Annotated in this window: 18 protein-coding genes; 13 read left to right on the forward strand and 5 right to left on the reverse strand. The window is 67.5% G+C overall.

What is annotated here, in order from left to right; translation table 11 throughout:
- Window positions 1-2: 2 nt before the first annotated feature.
- A complete protein-coding gene (locus tag OQ789_RS03825; protein ID WP_324683626.1) occupies window positions 3-935 on the reverse strand; it encodes a class I SAM-dependent methyltransferase in 933 nt (310 codons plus the stop codon).
- Window positions 932-1858 carry a class I SAM-dependent methyltransferase gene (locus OQ789_RS03830; protein WP_324683628.1) on the reverse strand — a complete coding sequence of 309 codons (927 nt, stop codon included), beginning with the start codon at window positions 1856-1858 and terminating at the stop codon, window positions 932-934. The genes OQ789_RS03825 and OQ789_RS03830 overlap by 4 nt, the downstream gene beginning before the upstream one ends.
- A 301-nt stretch (window positions 1859-2159) precedes the next feature.
- On the opposite strand from OQ789_RS03830, the gene secY reads away from it, so the two are divergent.
- The 8 genes from secY to OQ789_RS03870 all read left to right on the forward strand — a co-directional run bounded on the left by secY (window position 2160) and on the right by OQ789_RS03870 (window position 8681).
- Window positions 2160-3485, forward strand: coding sequence for a preprotein translocase subunit SecY (gene secY, locus OQ789_RS03835; protein ID WP_324683842.1), 1326 nt, complete (start codon window positions 2160-2162; stop codon window positions 3483-3485).
- A complete protein-coding gene (locus OQ789_RS03840; protein WP_324683629.1) occupies window positions 3482-4027 on the forward strand; it encodes an adenylate kinase in 546 nt (181 codons plus the stop codon). Before secY ends, OQ789_RS03840 begins: the two co-directional genes overlap by 4 nt.
- A 2-nt stretch (window positions 4028-4029) precedes the next feature.
- Window positions 4030-4830, forward strand: coding sequence for a type I methionyl aminopeptidase (map, locus tag OQ789_RS03845; protein WP_324683631.1), 801 nt, complete (start codon window positions 4030-4032; stop codon window positions 4828-4830).
- A gap of 116 nt (window positions 4831-4946) precedes the next feature.
- A complete protein-coding gene (locus tag OQ789_RS03850) occupies window positions 4947-5492 on the forward strand; it encodes a sigma-70 family RNA polymerase sigma factor (RefSeq protein ID WP_324683632.1) in 546 nt (181 codons plus the stop codon).
- Window positions 5493-5523: 31 nt separating this feature from the next.
- Entirely contained in the window at window positions 5524-6243 is a 720-nt protein-coding gene (locus OQ789_RS03855) for an anti-sigma factor family protein (RefSeq protein WP_324683633.1), read from the forward strand.
- A gap of 14 nt (window positions 6244-6257) precedes the next feature.
- Window positions 6258-7469 (forward strand): NAD(P)/FAD-dependent oxidoreductase, encoded by a 1212-nt coding sequence (locus OQ789_RS03860; protein WP_324683635.1) that lies wholly within the window; start codon window positions 6258-6260, stop codon window positions 7467-7469.
- Window positions 7470-7531: 62 nt separating this feature from the next.
- On the forward strand, window positions 7532-8068 hold the full coding sequence (locus OQ789_RS03865) for a DUF4389 domain-containing protein (RefSeq protein ID WP_324683843.1): 537 nt from the start codon (window positions 7532-7534) through the stop codon (window positions 8066-8068).
- The gene (locus OQ789_RS03870; RefSeq protein WP_324683637.1) at window positions 8055-8681 is read left to right on the forward strand and encodes a class I SAM-dependent methyltransferase; all 627 of its coding nucleotides are present in this window, start codon (window positions 8055-8057) and stop codon (window positions 8679-8681) included. Before OQ789_RS03865 ends, OQ789_RS03870 begins: the two co-directional genes overlap by 14 nt.
- On the opposite strand, the gene OQ789_RS03875 is transcribed toward OQ789_RS03870, so the two are convergent.
- Together OQ789_RS03875 and OQ789_RS03880 are read right to left on the reverse strand one after the other, a co-directional pair.
- On the reverse strand, window positions 8668-11067 hold the full coding sequence (locus OQ789_RS03875; protein WP_324683844.1) for an ABC transporter permease: 2400 nt from the start codon (window positions 11065-11067) through the stop codon (window positions 8668-8670). The two genes, OQ789_RS03870 and OQ789_RS03875, sit on opposite strands and share 14 nt — an antisense overlap.
- An 89-nt stretch (window positions 11068-11156) precedes the next feature.
- Window positions 11157-11852 (reverse strand): ABC transporter ATP-binding protein, encoded by a 696-nt coding sequence (locus OQ789_RS03880; protein ID WP_324683638.1) that lies wholly within the window; start codon window positions 11850-11852, stop codon window positions 11157-11159.
- A gap of 158 nt (window positions 11853-12010) precedes the next feature.
- On the opposite strand from OQ789_RS03880, the gene OQ789_RS03885 reads away from it, so the two are divergent.
- From OQ789_RS03885 to OQ789_RS03905, 5 genes are read left to right on the forward strand one after another with little or no spacing between them, the layout of a single operon-like run.
- Window positions 12011-13756, forward strand: a complete 1746-nt coding sequence (locus OQ789_RS03885) for a thiamine pyrophosphate-binding protein (RefSeq protein WP_324683640.1) — start codon at window positions 12011-12013, stop codon at window positions 13754-13756.
- Window positions 13737-14384 (forward strand): SRPBCC family protein, encoded by a 648-nt coding sequence (locus OQ789_RS03890; protein WP_324683642.1) that lies wholly within the window; start codon window positions 13737-13739, stop codon window positions 14382-14384. Before OQ789_RS03885 ends, OQ789_RS03890 begins: the two co-directional genes overlap by 20 nt.
- 7 nt (window positions 14385-14391) lie before the next feature.
- Window positions 14392-15411 (forward strand): 3-oxoacyl-ACP synthase III family protein, encoded by a 1020-nt coding sequence (locus OQ789_RS03895; RefSeq protein WP_324683643.1) that lies wholly within the window; start codon window positions 14392-14394, stop codon window positions 15409-15411.
- On the forward strand, window positions 15411-16472 hold the full coding sequence (locus tag OQ789_RS03900) for a pyridoxal phosphate-dependent aminotransferase (protein WP_324683644.1): 1062 nt from the start codon (window positions 15411-15413) through the stop codon (window positions 16470-16472). Before OQ789_RS03895 ends, OQ789_RS03900 begins: the two co-directional genes overlap by 1 nt.
- Before the next feature lie 8 nt (window positions 16473-16480).
- A complete protein-coding gene (locus OQ789_RS03905; RefSeq protein WP_324683646.1) occupies window positions 16481-16987 on the forward strand; it encodes a MarR family transcriptional regulator in 507 nt (168 codons plus the stop codon).
- 12 nt (window positions 16988-16999) lie between these two features.
- Here the strand turns inward: OQ789_RS03905 and mmsB are convergent, their stop codons facing one another.
- On the reverse strand, window positions 17000-17884 hold the full coding sequence (mmsB, locus tag OQ789_RS03910; protein WP_324683647.1) for a 3-hydroxyisobutyrate dehydrogenase: 885 nt from the start codon (window positions 17882-17884) through the stop codon (window positions 17000-17002).
- Window position 17885 lies beyond the last annotated feature (1 nt).

Here is a 17885-nt window from a genome sequence, read left to right on the forward strand (position 1 = left end):
CGTCAGCGCAGAACGGCGTCGACCGCGATGCTGTTCCGCAGCGACTCCAGACTGTCCCCCGGTGGGACGGGTAGACCGGCCTCGGCGAACATGTCGGCGCGGGTGCGGGTCGATACGTGCCAGCCGCGGGCGGCCAGATACTCCGCCGCCGGGGTGCGCTCGCCGCGGTAGACCAGCGTCGACACATCGACGCCGAAGCCGAATTGCCCCCACCGCCTGGCCATCGCCTTCGCGCGCCTCTCCAGCAGGTGCGGTGTGCCGTCGGCGTGGTATTCGGTGGCCAGCCGGCTGCCCGGGACGCTGAGCGTGGTGATGGCATCGAAGAGCCTGTCCTGCGCCTCCGGCGGCAAATACATCAACAGGCCCTCGGCGCTCCATGCGCTGGGTTGCGACCCGTCAAAACCCTTGTCCTGCAACGCGCTACGCCAGTCATCGCGCAGGTCGACCGCCACCGTGCGCCGCTCCGCCGCGGGCCGGGCCCCCAGCTTGGCCAGCGTCGTCGACTTGAACTCGATGACGGCGGGCTGATCGACCTCGTACACCACAGTGCCCGCCGGCCAGGCCAGCCGGTACGGGCGCGAGTCCAGGCCGGAGGCCAGGATGACGGCCTGGCGAATGCCGGAATCGGTTGCGTCGGTGAAGAAGTCGTCGAAGTAGCGGGTACGCACGGCCATTATGTTGACCATGCGTTGCAGATTGAACTCCGCGTCGGGATCCGCATCGGCGTCCAGCCCGCCCGTCTCGTCGGTGATCTCGCCGTCGAGCACCCGGATGAAGAACTCGGCGCCCACCGCGCGCACCAGCGGGTCGGCGAACGGATCGTCGATCAGCGCGCCGGCCTGGCGGCCGGCCAGCGCCCGACAGGCGGCGACCCACGTCGCGGTGGCGCCCACGCTGGACGCGAGATCCCAGCTGTCCTGGTTGGTGCGCGTCACGCGGCCTCCCGGCGCAGGGTGGCGGTGACGGTGACGATGTTGCGGAACTGCGCCATCGCCTCGTCGTCGTGGAACTGCAGGCCGTAATCACCGAACAGTTCGCGGCGTGGCCGGGTGCTCAGTTCCCAGCCCTTGCCGGTGAGGTAGTCGGCGACATTGCTGCGCTCACCGTCAATGAACAGTCCCGACAGGTCGATGTCGCAGCCGACCTTGGCCCACCTGTCGTTGAACTCCTGCGCGCGTTGCGACATCGCGGTGCCGGCGGTGTTGGGGTGATACTCGGTGGCCAGCCGGCTGCCGGGAGCGCTGAGCTCGGTGATGTTGTCGAAGAGCCGGTCCTGGGCGTCGGGCGGCAGGTACATCAGCAGGCCCTCGGCGCTCCACGAGGTCGGCTGCGTCACGTCAAAGCCGTTGTCGCGCAACGCGGCCGGCCAGTCGTCGCGCAGGTCGACGCTGACCGTGCGCCGCTCGGCGGTCGGGGCGGCGCCCAGCCGGGCCATGGTGGCGCTCTTGAACTCGATGACGGCGGGCTGATCCACCTCGTAGACCACGCTCCCGGGCGGCCAGTCCAGCCGGTAGGCGCGGGCGTCGAGGCCGGCCGCCAGGATGACCGCCTGGCGAACCCCGTCCCGGGCGGCGTCGGTGAAGAAGTCGTCGAAGAAGCGGGTGCGCACAGCGATGGAGTCGGTCTCCAGTCCCAGGTCCTTGCCGCTGCCTTCGTAGCTCTCGGACTCGGTGACCTCGCCGTCGACCAGGCGCCGGAAGAAGTCCAGACCTACGGCGCGCACCAGGGGCGCGGCGAACGGGTCGTCGATGATCGGGTGCGCGGCTTCGCTGGCCAGTGCGCGGGCGGCGGCGACCATGGTGGCCGTGGCGCCGACGCTCGAGGCCAGATCCCAGCTGTCTTGGTCAGTGCGTGTCATGCTGCCCCCAAGTTACTTAGCAAATGCAACGATTCAGCAGAACTCTACGCTCGCGGCCGACGGCTTGCTGTATTTATCCGGGCGGGGCCCGGGCGGCGGCTCCAAGGGTGAGCGAAGGGGCCCGGCAGGGGCCCGCCGAGGGCCTGCGACGGGGCCTACCCAAAGGCCCTGACCGGACCTGGGCGGACCAGCTGTTAGTCTCGTACACGGTTTGACGCGCTATAGATAAGTCGGCCGTACGTCCTGGCCTGCGGGTGTTGGGCGCGTGATGCAGGAAAACCCGGCTGCGCAGGAGGAAGAGTTGCTTTCCGCTTTCATCTCATCGTTGCGGACAGTCGACCTGAGACGGAAGATCCTCTTCACCCTCGGCATCGTCGTCTTGTATCGGGTCGGCGCCGCGTTGCCGTCGCCCGGCGTCAACTACCCGAACGTTCAGCAGTGCATCAAAGAGGCCAGCGGTGGCGCGGCCGGGCAGATCTATTCGCTGATCAACCTGTTCTCGGGCGGCGCGCTGCTCAAACTCACGGTGTTCGCCGTCGGCGTGATGCCCTACATCACCGCCAGCATCATCGTGCAGCTGCTCACCGTCGTGATCCCGCGGTTCGAGGAGCTGCGCAAGGAGGGCCAATCCGGCCAGGCCAAGATGACGCAGTACACCCGTTATCTGGCCATCGCGCTGGCCGTCCTGCAGGCCACCAGCATCGTGGCCCTGGCGGCCAACGGCGGCCTGCTGCAGGGCTGCTCGCTGGACATCATCGCCGACCAGAGCATCTTCACGCTGGTCGTCATCGTGTTGGTGATGACCAGCGGCGCGGCGCTGGTGATGTGGATGGGTGAGCTGATCACCGAGCGCGGCATCGGCAACGGCATGTCCCTGCTGATCTTCGTGGGCATCGCGGCGCGCATTCCCGCCGAGGGCAAGACGATCCTGGACAGCCGCGGCGGCATGATCTTCGCGGCCGTCCTGGTCGCCGCGCTGGTCATCATCGTCGGCGTGGTGTTCGTCGAGCAGGGCCAGCGCCGCATCCCGGTCCAGTACGCCAAGCGCATGGTCGGCCGGCGCATGTACGGCGGAACCTCGACGTATCTGCCGCTCAAGGTCAACCAGGCCGGCGTTATCCCGGTCATCTTCGCGTCCTCGCTGATCTACATCCCGCACCTGATCACCCAGCTGATCCGCAGCGGTGCCGGCGGCGTGGGCAACAGCTGGTGGGACAAGTTCGTCGGCACCTACCTGTCCGACCCGAGCGATCCGGTGTATATCGGCATCTACTTCGGCCTGATCATCTTCTTCACATACTTCTACGTCTCGATCACGTTCAATCCCGACGAGCGCGCCGACGAGATGAAGAAGTTCGGCGGCTTCATTCCCGGGATCCGGCCGGGCAAGCCGACCGCCGACTACCTGCGTTTCGTGCTGAGCCGGATCACCCTGCCGGGTTCGATCTACCTCGGCGCGATCTCGGTGCTGCCCAACTTGTTCTTGCAGATCGGCAACAGCGGAGCGGTGCAGAATCTGCCATTCGGCGGTACCGCGGTGTTGATCATGATCGGCGTGGGCTTGGATACGGTCAAGCAGATCGAGAGTCAGCTCATGCAGCGCAACTATGAAGGGTTCCTGAAGTGAGAGTCGTTTTGCTGGGACCGCCGGGGGCGGGCAAGGGAACGCAGGCCCAGAAGCTCGCGGAAAAGCTCGGGATCCCGCAAATCTCCACCGGTGAGCTGTTCCGGAGCAACATCGGGAACGGCACCAAGCTCGGCCTGGAGGCCAAGCGCTACCTCGACGCCGGCGACCTGGTGCCGTCCGAGCTGACCAACCAGCTCGTCGACGACCGGCTGAACGAGGCGGACGCGGCGAACGGCTTCATCCTGGACGGATACCCGCGCTCGATCGAGCAGGCCAAGGCGCTGCACGAGATGCTGGGACGGCGGGGCACCGACATCGACGCGGTGCTGGAATTCCGGGTCTCCGAAGACGAGCTGCTGCAGCGGCTGAAGGGCCGCGGCCGCGCCGACGACACCGACGAGGTCATTTTGAACCGGATGAAGATCTACCGCGACGAGACCGCGCCGCTGCTGGACTACTACAGCGACCAACTCAAGACGGTCGACGCCGTCGGCTCCATGGACGAAGTGTTCGCCCGGGCGCTGCGGGCGGTGGGCAAGTAGCAATGAACCCGCTGGCGCGGCTGCGGAGTCGCAAGGTGGTGCCGCAGCGCAGTGCCGGCGAACTCGACGCGATGGCCGCGGCGGGCGCGGTGGTCGCCGCCGCGCTTCAGGCGGTCCGCGCGGCCGCGGTTTCGGGGGTGTCGACGCTGAGCCTGGACGAGATCGCCGAATCGATGATCCGGGACGCGGGCGCGGTGCCGTCGTTCCTCGGCTATCACGGATACCCCGCGTCGATCTGTGCGTCGGTCAACGAGCGCGTGGTACACGGGATTCCCTCGGCCGCCGAAATTCTGGCGCCCGGCGACCTGGTGTCGATCGACTGCGGCGCGGTGCTCGACGGTTGGCACGGCGACGCCGCGGTCACCTTCGGCGTCGGGACGCTGGACGCGGCCGACGAGGCCCTGTCGCAGGCGACCAGGGAGTCGCTGGAGGCCGGGATCGCGGCCATGGTTCCCGGCAACCGGCTGACCGACGTGTCACACGCCATCGAGATGGGCACGCGCGACGCCGAGGCCCGCCATTCGCGGTCCTTCGGGATCGTCCAGGGCTACGGCGGCCACGGCATCGGCCGCCAGATGCACATGGACCCGTTCCTGCCCAACGAGGGCTCGCCGGGACGCGGCCCCCTGCTGGCCGCCGGTTCGGTGCTGGCCATCGAACCCATGCTGACGCTGGGAACGGGCAAGACCGTGGTGCTCGACGACCAGTGGACGGTCACCACCACCGACGGGTCGCGCGCGGCACACTGGGAGCACACCGTCGCGGTCACCGATGCCGGGCCGCGGATTCTGACCCTGGCCTGACGGTCGGGCTAGCCTTGAACACGCCCCGATCGCAAGCGCGGCTAAGCCGGGCGCCGCGCGTCGGGGCCTTGAACTAAACGCCCACTCGCCTCGTTTCAGTAGTCGGAGGTGATCGAGTGGCTCGTGTGGCAGGCACTGGGAGGGCGTCAGGGGCTGCCGAAGCCGCCCTGATGAAGGCGCTCTACGACGAACACGCCGCGGTGCTGTGGCGCTACGCGTTGCGCCTGACGGGCGATGCGAGCCAGGCCGAGGATGTGGTCCAGGAGACGTTGCTGCGGGCATGGCAGCACCCCGAGGTCGTCGGCGACACCGAGCGCTCGGCGCGGGCGTGGTTGTTCACCGTGGCCCGCAACATGATCATCGACGACCGCCGCAGCGCGCGGTTTCGCAATGTCGTCGGCTCAACCGACGTGTCGGGTGCGCCCGAACAGTCCACGCCGGATGAGGTCAATGCGACGCTGGACCGGATGCTGATAGCGGACGCGATGGTCCGGTTGTCCGCCGAGCACCGAGCAGTGATCGAACGGTCGTACTACCGCGGCTGGACGACCACACAAATCGCTGCAGACCTCGGTATCGCCGAGGGAACAGTGAAGTCGCGACTACACTACGCCGTGCGGGCGTTGCGACTCACTCTGCAGGAACTTGGGGTTACCCGATGAGGGACTCCGGATGCTTGAGGGGTGAAGAGAAATGGATGAAATGAGGACGCCGGTGCACGATGTCGGCCCTCCCGAAGACCGCTACACAATGTGGGATGCCGCATACGTGTTGGGCTCTTTGTCGGCCGCGGAACGCCGCGAATTCGAGACGCACATGGCGCACTGTCCGGCCTGCCGGGCCGCCGTCGCCGATCTCAGCGGTGTGCCGGCCCTGCTGTCACAGCTCGACCGTGACGACGTGGCCGCGATCGACGAATGCGGTCCGGCCCCGGAGATGTCTCCGGAATTGTTGCCGTCCTTGCTGGCGAAGGTTCGTTGGCGGCGGCGCCGCACCCGGGTGATGACCTGGGTGGCGTCGACGGCTGCCGCCGCGGTGCTCGCCATCGGGGTGTTCGTCGGTCTCGAGGGATGGTCCTCGGGTCCGGCCCAGCAGGTGACTGCCTCCTCGGAGCCGATGGCGCAAGTAAGCACGAGCCTGCTCACGTCGTCGGTCGCCGTCAGCAGTCAGCACTGGGGGACAGCCATCAACCTGCGCTGTGTGTGCCTGGCTCCGCTGAACGCGCACCACGACACGCTCGCGATGGTCGTGGTGGGGCGCGACGGCAGCCAGACCCGGCTGGCGACCTGGGTGGCCGTGCCCGGCCACACGGCGACGCCCGCCGGTGCCATCTCGACCCGGGTCGACCAGATTGCCGCCGTACAGGTGGTCGCCGCCGACAGCGGCCAGGTGCTGCTGCAGCGCTCGCTTTAAGGATCCGGCGCAACATGAGTAGCTACCGGCGCTCTCTTCGGGTGCTGGTGGTGGGCGCCGGCGTGGGTGGCATCTCGGTCGCCCGGGGGCTGTTGCGGGACGGTCATCACGTCACCGTGTTCGAGCGGCGGCCTGATGTGAGGGCGGCCGGCGGCGCGGTGACGATCTGGTCCAACGGCGAGACGGTGCTGCGGCAGCTGGGTGTCGACATGGACGGGGCCGGTCAGCTGCTGTCCACCGTGCGGGCGATGACATCTTCGGGTCGCCCGCTCGGAACCCTCGACGTGACCGGCATGGTGGACCGGCTGGGCGCACCCGTGCGGATGGTTCCGCGTCGGGTTCTGCTCGAACGGTTGATGGAAGGCTTTCCGACGGAACGCATTCGATGCGATTCCCGGGCGATCGCCGTGCTCCACACACCCAGCGGGGTGCGGGTCGAGTTCGACGATGGCAGCTCGGCCGAGGGCGATGTGCTGATCGGCGCCGACGGGCTGCGGTCGATGGTCCGGGACACCGTCGGCGCTCCCGAGGCGAAGCACACCGGTTGGTCCAGCTGGCAGGGGCTGGTCAGCCTTCCGGATGTCCCGGACAAGGACGTCGCATTCGTGATCGTCGGTGGGCACGGCAATCTCGGCGTATGGCCGGCCGGCGACTCCGAGGTGCAGTGGTGGTTCGACCTGCCATGGTCACCGGAATTCGTCCGGCCGCAATGCCCGATCGAGGTGATCCGGTCCAACTTCGCCGGCTGGTCCGAGTTGGCCGATCGCGTGCTCGCCGCGCTGACCGACGACGATCTGACCCGGTCGCCGTTTCCGCATTTCCGCCACCCGATTCCGCGTGCGGGTCGCGGCCCGGTCACCCTGCTCGGCGATGCGGCCCACGCCATGCCACCCACGCTGGCGCAGGGCACCAACCAGGCCCTGCTCGACACGATGGTGTTGTGCAAAGCGTTGCTGGACGTCGGAAGCGATTGCGGCAGTTCCGAGCTCGCGAGCGCACTGCGCTGGTATGAGAAGACCCGGCGGCGCAAGGTGATGGCCGTGTCGAGAGTGGCGTCGTTGCCGATCTCGCACGGCGAGTTCGTGTTGCGGCCGGCCGCGCTGATCCCGGACAGGTTGCAGTCCTTGGCGCTGACAACGTTTTTGCGCTGGACGAGCCACCGGCGGATGTCCGCGGCGATCAGCCGGGAGCTTGCGGGGGCGACGGTGATCCCGGCCGGACCGTGACCAACACAGACAGCCCCGTAAGAGTTCGGGGCGACTACGACGCGCCCTCGCGCTGGCTCTGGATGGTCAAGTGGTGCGTGCTGGCGGTCCCGCACTACCCGATATTGATCGGACTCTACCTGGTGTACCCACTGTCGACGATCGCCGCAGGCGTCGTAATCCTGTGCACTGGAAGGTATCCGCGACCGTTGTTCGATTTCAATGTCGGGACGCTGCGCTGGTCGTGGCGGGTCATGAACTTCCGGTTCCCGATGAACAGCACCGACAGGTACCCGCCCTTCACGTTCGCATCCCGCCCCGACTACCCGGGCGATCTCGAGGTCGACTATCCGGAGCGGCTGCGGAATCAGGCCGTGCTGGTCAAGTGGCTGCTGGCGATCCCTCAAGTGCTGCTGTGCTGGTCGCTGGAGGCACCGTTGCAGGTTCTCTGCGTGATCGCCGCGGTGTCGTTGCTGTGCACCGGAACGATTCCACCGGGCATGCGCGATCTGCTGATGGGCATCGTACGCTGGCGTTACCGGGTGGCCGTGTACGTGTCCTTGATGGACGACCGATACCCGCCGTTCCGAATGGACCTGAGGCCAGATGACGCGTCGTAATCCATTGTTTCCGTATGTCTATCGATTCGGGCAGCCGATTTTCGACCGTCTTTTCTATCACCGGTATCGTCGAGCGGCGATCGGCAACGCGACGGGCCGGCTGCTGATGCTCGGCCTCGGCCCGGGGACCGACCTGATGTTCTTGCCCGCCGCGGTCACGTCGGTCGCGGCCGTGGAGCCGGAGGCGAAGTTTCGGCGCATGGCCTCGACGTCAGCTCGCCGCCGCGGCGTTGCGGTCGAGATCGTGGACGGGGCCGGTGAGTCGATTCCGTTTCCGGACAACAGTTTCGATTCGGTGCACATCGGCCTGGTGTTGTGCTCTGTCGACGACGTGGCCGCCACTCTCGGCGAGATCCGACGGGTGCTCGTACCCGGAGGCAGGCTGGTCGTCCTTGAGCATGTGCGCGGCGAGGGCGCGACGGGCCGATTTCAGGACCTGGTCGCAAAGCCGTGGTCGTGGTTGAGCGGCGGTTGCGAGCCGAACCGGCGAACCCTGGACGCCATCGAGGCGGCCGGATTCGATACCACTGCGCTGCACCGGATCCCACGCACGCCGGTGCCCTTCCCGTGCAAGCCGCATCTGCAGGGATTCGCCACCCTCACTCGACGCTGACGGCCTCGATGATGTTCAGGCGGGCAGCGCGCCGTGCGGGTGGCAGCGAACCGAGCAGGCTGATCGCCAGCGCGCCGAGGGTGAAGGCCAGCGCCATCGAGCTCAGGTGAAAGCCGACCCGGAAGTTCATCAGGTCCCCGCTGACCAGGCTGAACAGCCACTGGTCGGTCAAACCGACCGCGAGCCCCAAAATACCTCCGACGACGCCGATTCCGGCCGCTTCGGCCAGGACCATCTGCAGTGTGAACCGGCGGCTGGCTCCCATCGCCCGCAGCACACCGAGTTCGCGGCGGCGTTCGGTCACCGAGAGGGTCAGCGTGTTGAGGAGCGCGACGGCCGCGACGGCCACCACGATGATCCACACGGCGTTGGCGATGAACATGCTCTGATGCAGCGGGGCTTCGAGCCCGGCCAGCGCCTCGCGGCCGTCGTAGACATGGTTCGGCGCTGACACCAGCCCGCGGACCGCCGCCAACAGGCGATGCCGATCCACGCCCGGGGCCGCGTTGATCTGAAGTGTTGTCGCGGCCGGGCGATCGAACCAGGTCCGCATGTCATCGAGGCCGATACCGACGGTGCCGATGACCGTCGAGAAGAACGGCACCAAGGCGAGCACTTTCGTCTCCCGCGGGCCGCGGGGCGTCTGCAGCCGCAGCCGGTCACCCGACCGGACGTGCAGAGTGGTGCCCAGGTTCTGCGTGAGCACCACCCCCCGGCCGGCGAGCACCTCGCCGCGTAGCCGGTCATCGAGCGCGCGGAAGAGCGCGTCGTGGCTGCTCGCGGAGAACCCGTCCAGCAGGACGCGCGTGCCGCCGATGACGGCGAATGCGAACGCGCCCTCGACGATGTGGGCCACCCCGGGCACCGCTGCCACCTTGTCGCTGAGGCCTTGCGGCAGAACGTCGGTGGGGTAGCTGTCGGGCGGATCCGCGCTCACCCACACATCGGTGTCGGCGACCGGCGAAAAGATGTCACGGGCCGAGCGGATCATGTCGGCGTTCGTGCCGGTGATCACGACGGTGGTGACGACGCCGATGAGCACGGTCATCACGGTTGCCCACACTCGCCGCGGCGCGCGCTCGATCGTCGCGGCCGCGAGCGCCCCGAACGATCCGAACACGCGAGCCGTCGCGGCCGTGGCTTTCACGATCGCGACGCCGAGCGCGAATCCGACGGCGATCTCGGCGGCCAGCAGGGCGGCCATCGCGACAAAGGCGACGGTGCCGCGCTGGGCGACGAAGACCGGGATCGCCGCCGCGAACACCGCGAGCGCGCCCGCCCCGCCGGCAACTCGGAGCCAGCGTGGCACGGCATCCGCCGCCGAAGCCCCGACCGGCGCGAGCGCCTCGATCGGTGACACCTTGTACACCTGCCGCGCGGCCATCGCCGACGCCAGCACGCTGGTGAGCGCCGTCGCCACCAGCGCCAGTGGTATCGCGTAGCCGGGCAGCCAGTACTCGATGCGGGCCTCCAGCCCCTGGGTCATTGCCGGAGGCAATCGTCCAATTGCGATGTGCCCGGCCAGAATTCCTACGCCGGAGCCGATCGTCCCACCGATCAAACCAAGGACCGCCGCCTCCGCGAGCATGTCGCCCACGATCGTGGTGCGCCGGCCGCCTATCGCCCGCAGCATCGAGATGACGGGCCGGCGCGCGGCGATCGCCATCGTCATCGTCGTGTAGACCAAAAACGCGCCGACCACCAGCGCGACTGCCGCACCCAGCAGCGCCATGTAGTTCATCAGCTTGACGCCGTCGCCGGCCCGGGCCGCCCGGAAACTCGGGTCCGCGACCACGGCGCGGCCGGTGACGGTGGCGCTGACCGCGGCGCGCACGGCGGACGGGTTGGCGCCCGGTTTCATGGTGATCAGGATCGAGTCGAGTTGGCCGGGGCGCCCGGCAACGTTCTGCGCCAACGCAAGTGGGGCAAGAACGTAGTGGCCGCCGTTCAGGCTCGCATACTGTTTGCCCGCAAGCACCTCGGTGACCGTGACCGATCCCGAGCCCAGCTGGAACGTCTGGCCTCGCGTGTAGCCGACGTTCGGGCCGACCTGGACGCCGTCGGGCGTCGCGGACATCGCGTCCAGTGGTCGCGAGACCGCATCCTTGAGGGCGCCGCCCAATTCGGCGGTGCGCTTGTCGGCCCCCAGCAGCAGCACCGGTCCCGACGGTGTGGACGCCGACGTCCGGATCATCGGCGCCGCGGTGGCGACGCCTGGGACCGCAGCCACCTCGGCCAGTATCGAGTCGGGGAATCCGGCATCGGTAATGCCGGACACCTCGAGCGCGGCGACGCCGGCGATTCCGTCGGCCAGCCGGCTGACCGATCCGGTGATCGACCCGAAGATTGCGAATATCGCAACCAAATACGTTGCCGAGACCGCCATTACGGCGATCGACGCGAATGTACGCCGGCGATGCGTGGCGAGCTCCCGCAGGCTGAACACCCGTAACCGGCTCGCCGCGGCGGCCGGTTTCACCTCAGAACCGCCGCTACGTCCGAACCGACCCGACCGTCCTGCAGGGTGATCACCCGATCGGTGGCCGCGGCGGCATCGGCGTTGTGGGTCACCATCACCACCATCCGGCCCTGACCGTCCTCGTGCGCGACCTCGGCAAGCAGCGCCAAAACGGACGCGCCCGTCGTGGAGTCGAGGTTTCCGGTCGGCTCGTCGGCGAGAATCAGCGGCGGGTTCATCATCAACGCCCGCGCCACGGCCACCCGCTGCATCTGTCCGCCGGACAGCTCGGCCGGCCGGTGCTGAGTCCGGTCACCGAGCCCGACCCGGTTCAGCAGGCGGATAGCATCCGGTTTGGCCCTGCCCAGCCGGACACCGTCAAGCAGTTTGGGGATCGCCACGTTCTCCCACGCCGACAGCGTCGGCAGCAGGTTGAAGAACTGAAAAATGAAACCGACCCGGTGATGGCGGAACCGCGACTGTTGTTCATCGCTGAGGCGGGCGATATCTTCGCCGTCGAAGGTGATCGACCCGGAATCAGGGGAATCCAGAGCGCCGAGTAGGTGCAGCAGCGTGCTTTTACCCGCGCCGGAGGGGCCGACGACCGACACGAACTGCCCGTGCGCCAGCTGCAGGCTGACCTCGTCGAGTGCCCGCACCGATTGACCGCCGACCGTGTACTCGCGGACCACGTTGCGTAGTTCGATGGTCATCTAGGCACCACGATGGTGACGGCTAAACGGTTCACCGACGGCTCATAGAGGCCTTCATCGAGGCTTCGTAGAGGGCAATGAACCGACCGGACCCCCACCTCGTTCTTCGCGACAAGAGCAAATCGGGGCCCTTTGCGGCGTCAGGAGAACGTCAGCGGATGCCAGGCAGTCACCGGGTGGTCGACCATATCGTCGGGCGCCTAGCGGAAATCGGAGTCGATCACGTCTTCGGGGTGGACGGCGCCAACATCGAGGACGTCTACGACGCGGCGCATTTTCACCCGCATATCAACGCGGTGCTGGCCAAGCACGAGTTCTCCGCGGCAACCATGGCCGACGGGTACAGCAGAAGCGGGGCCGGCCTGGGTGTGGTCGCCGCGACCTCGGGCGGGGGCGCGCTGAACCTGGTCGCAGGCTTGGGCGAGTCGCTCGCGAGCCGGGTTCCGGTGCTGGCGTTGGTCGGCCAGCCCGCCAGCACGATGGACGGACAGGGCAGCTTCCAGGACACCAGTGGCGCAAACGGATCGCTGAACGCAAAGGCACTCTTCTCGACGGTATCGGTGTTCTGCGAGCGTCTGCGCCGGCCGGCCGACATCGTTTCGGTACTGCCTCGGGCCATCGCGGCGGCGCAGCGCGGTGGGCCGGCGGTGCTGTTGCTGCCCAAGGACATTCAGCAGAAACACATTGATGTCGGGGATGACGGTTACGACGCAGATGGAGTGAGGGCGCGGATCGACAACCCGCATCCGATCGTCCACGAACTGCGCCATGCACGGGGCCCGGTCACGATCATCGCCGGTGAGCAGGTGGCCCGTGACGACGCCCGCGCCGAGCTCGAAGAGCTCCGGGCGCTGCTGCACGCCGGGGTCGCCACCGTGCCGGACGCGAAGGATGTCGCCGGCGCGCCGGGGCTCGGCTCGACGTCATTGCTGGGGGTGACCGGTGTGATGGGCCACCGCAATGTCGCCGAGGAACTGGCCGCCGGCGCGGTGTGCCTGATCGTCGGCACCCGGCTCGCGGTGACCGCACGCGGCGGTCTGGACGACGCGCTGGCCGCGGTACGGACGCTTTCCATTGGGGCGGCGCCGCCGTATCTGGACTGCACGCACGTGCATTCCGACGACCTGCGCCGTTCGCTGCGGCTGCTGAGCCACGCGCTTCGTGGCCGTGCGCACCCGACCGGTCCGCACGTCGCCGGCACGGATCGGCCCACCGAGATGACGCCGCCGCCCTGTTCCGGACCGGGTCTGCGGTACCGCGACGCGATGACGGTGCTGGACGGTGTGCTGCCCGACGGGACCGACATCGTGGTGGACGCCGGGAACACCGGGGCCGCGGCGATCCATTATCTTCCGGCGCGCCGCGGCGGCAGGTTCGTCGTCGCGCTCGGGATGGGCGGTATGGGCTACAGCTTCGGCGCCGGGATCGGAATGTCGTTCGGGAGGGCCAACAGTGGCCGGCCCGGCGGCCGCACCGTGGTGATTGCCGGCGACGGAGCGTTCTTCATGCACGGCATGGAGGTGCACACCGCCCTGCAGTACCGGCTACCGGTGACGTTCGTGCTGTTCAACAACAACGCGCACGCCATGTGCGTGACCCGAGAGCAGTTGTTCTACAACGACTTATACAGCTACAACCGATTTCGCCCCAGCCGGCTTGGTGCCGGTCTGGCCGCGATGTTCCCGAGCCTGACATCGGTCGACGTCGACGACGTCGATGGCTTCGCCGCGGCGATGGGCACCGCTCTCGGCCTCGACGGCCCGTCGGTGGTCAGTGTCGAGTGCGCCGCTGACGAGATCCCGCCCTTCGCGCCGTTTCTCACCACATCTACTTCGAAAAATACTGCTGTGGAACAGAATTCATTTGATAAGGAGAACAACGGCAATGTCGCTGCCAGCGCTTGAGGATATCCCCGACCTCATCGACGGGGTCACCCGCATCGAAACCAGCCCCAGGGAGAAGGCCACACCGATCATCATGGACATGATGCGGTCGGTGTACCCGCACGATCAGGTCTTCGGGCAGTACTGCACCGTCAACGATTACGTCGACTGCCCACCCGACGAGTTGTACGAGTACATGGCCGACACCCGCAGCCTGGAGGAGTGGACGTACAGTCTCCGCGGGTTCACCCCCACGGATGAACCCGGGTTATGGCTGGCCTACGACCGGCTCGGGTCGGAAACCGAGATCTACACCCGCACCGTCGCGAACGCGCAGGCGCGGACCGTCGATTACCACTGCGCCTGGGATCAGGGCAGGCACCTGTGGATGATCTACCTGATGCGCGTCGTCGACGCCCAGAGCGTTCTCGACAAGCCGGGATCGGTTGTGTTGTGGACCAACTGCCACCACCCGTTCTATGACCACAACCCGTATCCGGAGACGGCGCCGGCGCAGCGCCCGGTATGGGTCGGTGACTTCTGGGACATGTTCGGCGCGGGTCATCAGCTCGAGATGAACAACCTCAAGGCGATCGCCGAGTACCGCCACCGCAACGGTTTGCCGGTGACGCCGGTATGGATGAGGTGAGCACACCATGGGAAACCCAACCGTCAGCCTGATCGACGTCGCGACGTACCTGCCGGGCGAACCGGTCCCCGCGGACTACTATGCGCAATTCGCCGAATCAGACGATCTGCGCGACAACGTGATGTTCCGGGCCCCGAAGTTCCGCCATCACGTCGCCGCGGACGAAAGTTCCATCGACATGATCGAACGCGCGGCCCAAGGCCTGATCGAGCGACATGGCCATGACGTCATCGAGGGTGCCGACGTGCTCATCACCCACACCCAGATACCAGACATGGCGTTCTACGGCCAAGGCGGTGGCATTGCGCATCGGCTGGGCATGCGGCCGTCCTGGGTGCTGGACCTGAATAACGGCGGCTGCGCCGCATTTGTGTTGGCGCTCAACGTGGCCCGTAAACTGCTGGCAGCGGGTGACGGACACACCGCGCTCATCGCCATCGCGCAAAACGCGGCCGGCCAATTCTTCGACCAGCCAACGATTCGCCGCAAGGCGCAGTCGGCGGTCCCCGGTGACGGCGCCGCGGTGGCCCTGGTCACGGTGAGCGAACAATCACCCATCCTGGATGTCGAGTGCCGGACCTACGGCGAATATGCAGGTGAAATGACACTTTCCTACGACCCGCCGCGTAAGTGGTGGCAGGCGGGCCGCGGCGAGGGCAGCATCGGTTTCACCGAAAGCAAGATCACCAAGGTGCTGGCCCGCGGCAACCGGCAGGTCCCCGAGGTGGCGCTGGCGGTCTGCGACCGAATCAGATTGCCCGCCAAGGATATCGACTTGCTGGTGACCAACCAGCCGAACCGGGCTTTCCTACGCAATTGGCGTGACGCGCTCGAGCTGCCACCGGAACGCCATCGTGACACCTTCGACGAGTGCGGCAACCTCTTCGGTGCCGGGATTCCGATCAATCTGGACCGCGCAGTATCCGACGGCCAGCTCAAGGCCGGGCAAGTCGTCATGATGGCGGCGTTCGCGCACGCCGGAGACTTCGCCGGCGCCGCCGCGGTGCGCTGGGGCGGGAGAGGGTGATGCAACCCGTTCCGGGCCCGATGGCCGGCGAGACCTGCGATGCGGTGCCCAACGCGGTTGACCCGTTTGCGTTGTCGCTCAACGAGAATCCATTTCCGCCGCTGCCGACGGTACGTTCGGCGCTGATTCGTTCTGTCTGCGCGGCGAACCGGTACCCGGAGTTCTTGCCGGAGCGGTTGCGCCGCGTGATCGCCGGGCATATCGGTGTGGCCGCCGACCAGGTGGTGCTGGGTGCCGGGGCGACGGGAGTTGTGTTGCAAGCCCTGCAGGCGCTGACCGGGCCAGGTGACACGGTGGCGATGGCCTCGCCGACGTTCGACGGTTATCCGATCATCACGCAAATGGCACGCCTGAATCCCTCGCTCGTCCCGTTGGACGACTGCGGCCGCAACGATCTCGACGCACTGGCCGATGCTGCCGCCCAGGCGCGCGTGGTGGTGATATGCCGGCCACACAACCCGACCGGCACGCTGGAGCCCACGGGCGCTGTCCTCCGGTTTCTGCGCCGGGTGCCGCGCGACACCGTCGTGTTGCTCGACGAGGCCTATATCGAGTTCACCACACCTGAGCACCGTTTGGACGCAGCGTCATTGGTCGCGCGCTTTCCGAATGTGGTAGTGGTGCGGACCTTCTCCAAGGCCTACGGTCTGGCGGGGCTGCGAATCGGTTACGCGGTGGCCTCTGGCGAGCTGGCCCGGACGCTGTGGTCCCAGCAGCTGCCGTTCGGCATCGCGATCACCAGCTTGGTCGCCGTCACGGCGTCCTATGACGCGGAAGACGAACTGCTGCGACGGATCCGGTTGATCACCGCGGAACGGCGCTATCTGCGGATGCGCCTAAGTGCGATGGGGATATACACGACCGACGCGCATGCCAATTTCATCTATCTGCCCGCCGACGGAAGGCAGTATCGGCCGTGGCGTGAGGTTTTCGGTGACAGCGGACCGCGCGTGCGGTATTACGCGGACGGTGGCGCGCGCGTCACCGTGGGCAGTCGCGCATCGACGACGGCGGTGCTGTCGGCGTTGGGAAAGGCCACGCCCGGGCGCCAAGTGCGGTAAGAAGGGGCGTGGCTGACTCACGACCGGAGAAGCGTGATCCGATCGCAGCGGCGCGCGTCAATTGGGAACGTGCCGGGTGGGGCGATGTGGCGCCGGGCATGGTGGCGGTGACCTCGGTGATGCGTGCGCACCAGATCCTGCTGGCCCGCGTCGAGACGGCGCTGCGTCCCTACGATCTGAGTTTCTCGCGGTACGAATTGCTGCGGCTGCTGGCGTTCAGCCGGACCGGGGCGCTGCCCATCACCAAGGCCTCCGACCGGCTGCAGGTCCACGTCACCAGCGTGACCCACGCGATCCGACGGCTGGAGGCCGACGGCCTGGTGCACCGGGTGCCGCACCCCACCGACGGGCGCACCACGCTGGTGCGGATCACCGACCTGGGCCGCTCCACTGTCGAGGACGCCACCGCCACTCTCAACAAGCAGGTGTTCGCCGACATCGGGATGACCGACACCGAATCGCGCAGCCTGGCATCATCCATCGAGACGTTGCGGCGCAACGCCGGTGACTTCTGACCCGGGCGCGGGTCAGCTGCTGCGCAGCATCTCGATGACTGCGCTGAAGTCCTTGTCGGCGTGGCCGGCAGCGAATTCCGCGTAGATCTGGGCGGCATGTGTACCCAGCGGCGCCGCCGATCCGCTGGCGGACACCGCATCCATCGCCAGGCCCAGGTCCTTGTTCATCAGCGCGGTGGCAAAGCCAGGCTTGAAGTCGTTGTTGGCCGGCGATGTCGGGACCGGGCCCGGTACAGGGCAATTGGTATGTACGGCCCAGCAGTTTCCGGTCGCCCCGGTGATGACGTCGAAGAGCGACTGGGCGGACAACCCGAGCCGCTCGGCGAGGATGAATGCCTCGCCGATCGCGATCTGCTGCACCGCCAGCACCATGTTGTTGCACACCTTCGCGGCCTGCCCGGCTCCGGCCGCACCGCAGTGAATGATCTTGCCCGCCATGGGTTCCAGCACCGGCCGCGCCCGCTGCAGGGCATCCGCGTCACCGCCCACCATGAACGCCAGCGTCCCGGCGACGGCACCCTTCACCCCACCCGACACGGGCGCGTCCAGCTGCGCGACGCCGTGCGATTCGGCCAGCGCATGTACCTCGCGGGCATCGTTGACCGAGATCGTGGAGCTGTCGATGAACAGCGTGCCGGGCCGCGCTGCGGGCAGGGTCTCGGCATAGCAGCGTTTGACCAGCTCCCCGTTGGGCAGCATGGTGATGACCACGTCCGACCCGGCCACCGCGTCGGTGGCGCTGTCGAATCCGGTGACGCCTGCCCCGGCCGCCGCGGACAGCGCCGCCGGCACGGGATCGAATCCGCGCACCGCGTGTTTGGCCGCAACGAGATTCGTCGCCATGGGCCCGCCCATGTGGCCCAGACCCAGGAAGGCCACCGTCAGGTGCTCGGTCATC

It is taken from the genome of Mycobacterium sp. 94-17 (assembly GCF_035617725.1).
Classification (GTDB): Bacteria; Actinomycetota; Actinomycetes; order Mycobacteriales; family Mycobacteriaceae; genus Mycobacterium.

What these genes read in the sequence shown, in the direction of transcription:
- OQ789_RS03830 (WP_324683628.1), bottom strand. Translation starts at nt 1,858, where the DNA reads ATGACACGCACTGACCAAGACAGCTGGGATCTGGCCTCGAGCGTCGGC.
- map (WP_324683631.1), top strand. Translation starts at nt 4,030, where the DNA reads ATGAACCCGCTGGCGCGGCTGCGGAGTCGCAAGGTGGTGCCGCAGCGC.
- OQ789_RS03855 (WP_324683633.1), top strand. Translation starts at nt 5,524, where the DNA reads ATGGATGAAATGAGGACGCCGGTGCACGATGTCGGCCCTCCCGAAGAC.
- OQ789_RS03860 (WP_324683635.1), top strand. Translation starts at nt 6,258, where the DNA reads ATGAGTAGCTACCGGCGCTCTCTTCGGGTGCTGGTGGTGGGCGCCGGC.
- OQ789_RS03865 (WP_324683843.1), top strand. Translation starts at nt 7,532, where the DNA reads ATGGTCAAGTGGTGCGTGCTGGCGGTCCCGCACTACCCGATATTGATC.
- OQ789_RS03870 (WP_324683637.1), top strand. Translation starts at nt 8,055, where the DNA reads ATGACGCGTCGTAATCCATTGTTTCCGTATGTCTATCGATTCGGGCAG.
- OQ789_RS03875 (WP_324683844.1), bottom strand. Translation starts at nt 11,067, where the DNA reads ATGGCGGTCTCGGCAACGTATTTGGTTGCGATATTCGCAATCTTCGGG.
- OQ789_RS03880 (WP_324683638.1), bottom strand. Translation starts at nt 11,852, where the DNA reads ATGACCATCGAACTACGCAACGTGGTCCGCGAGTACACGGTCGGCGGT.
- OQ789_RS03885 (WP_324683640.1), top strand. Translation starts at nt 12,011, where the DNA reads ATGCCAGGCAGTCACCGGGTGGTCGACCATATCGTCGGGCGCCTAGCG.
- OQ789_RS03890 (WP_324683642.1), top strand. Translation starts at nt 13,737, where the DNA reads ATGTCGCTGCCAGCGCTTGAGGATATCCCCGACCTCATCGACGGGGTC.
- OQ789_RS03895 (WP_324683643.1), top strand. Translation starts at nt 14,392, where the DNA reads ATGGGAAACCCAACCGTCAGCCTGATCGACGTCGCGACGTACCTGCCG.
- OQ789_RS03900 (WP_324683644.1), top strand. Translation starts at nt 15,411, where the DNA reads ATGCAACCCGTTCCGGGCCCGATGGCCGGCGAGACCTGCGATGCGGTG.
- mmsB (WP_324683647.1), bottom strand. Translation starts at nt 17,884, where the DNA reads ATGACCGAGCACCTGACGGTGGCCTTCCTGGGTCTGGGCCACATGGGC.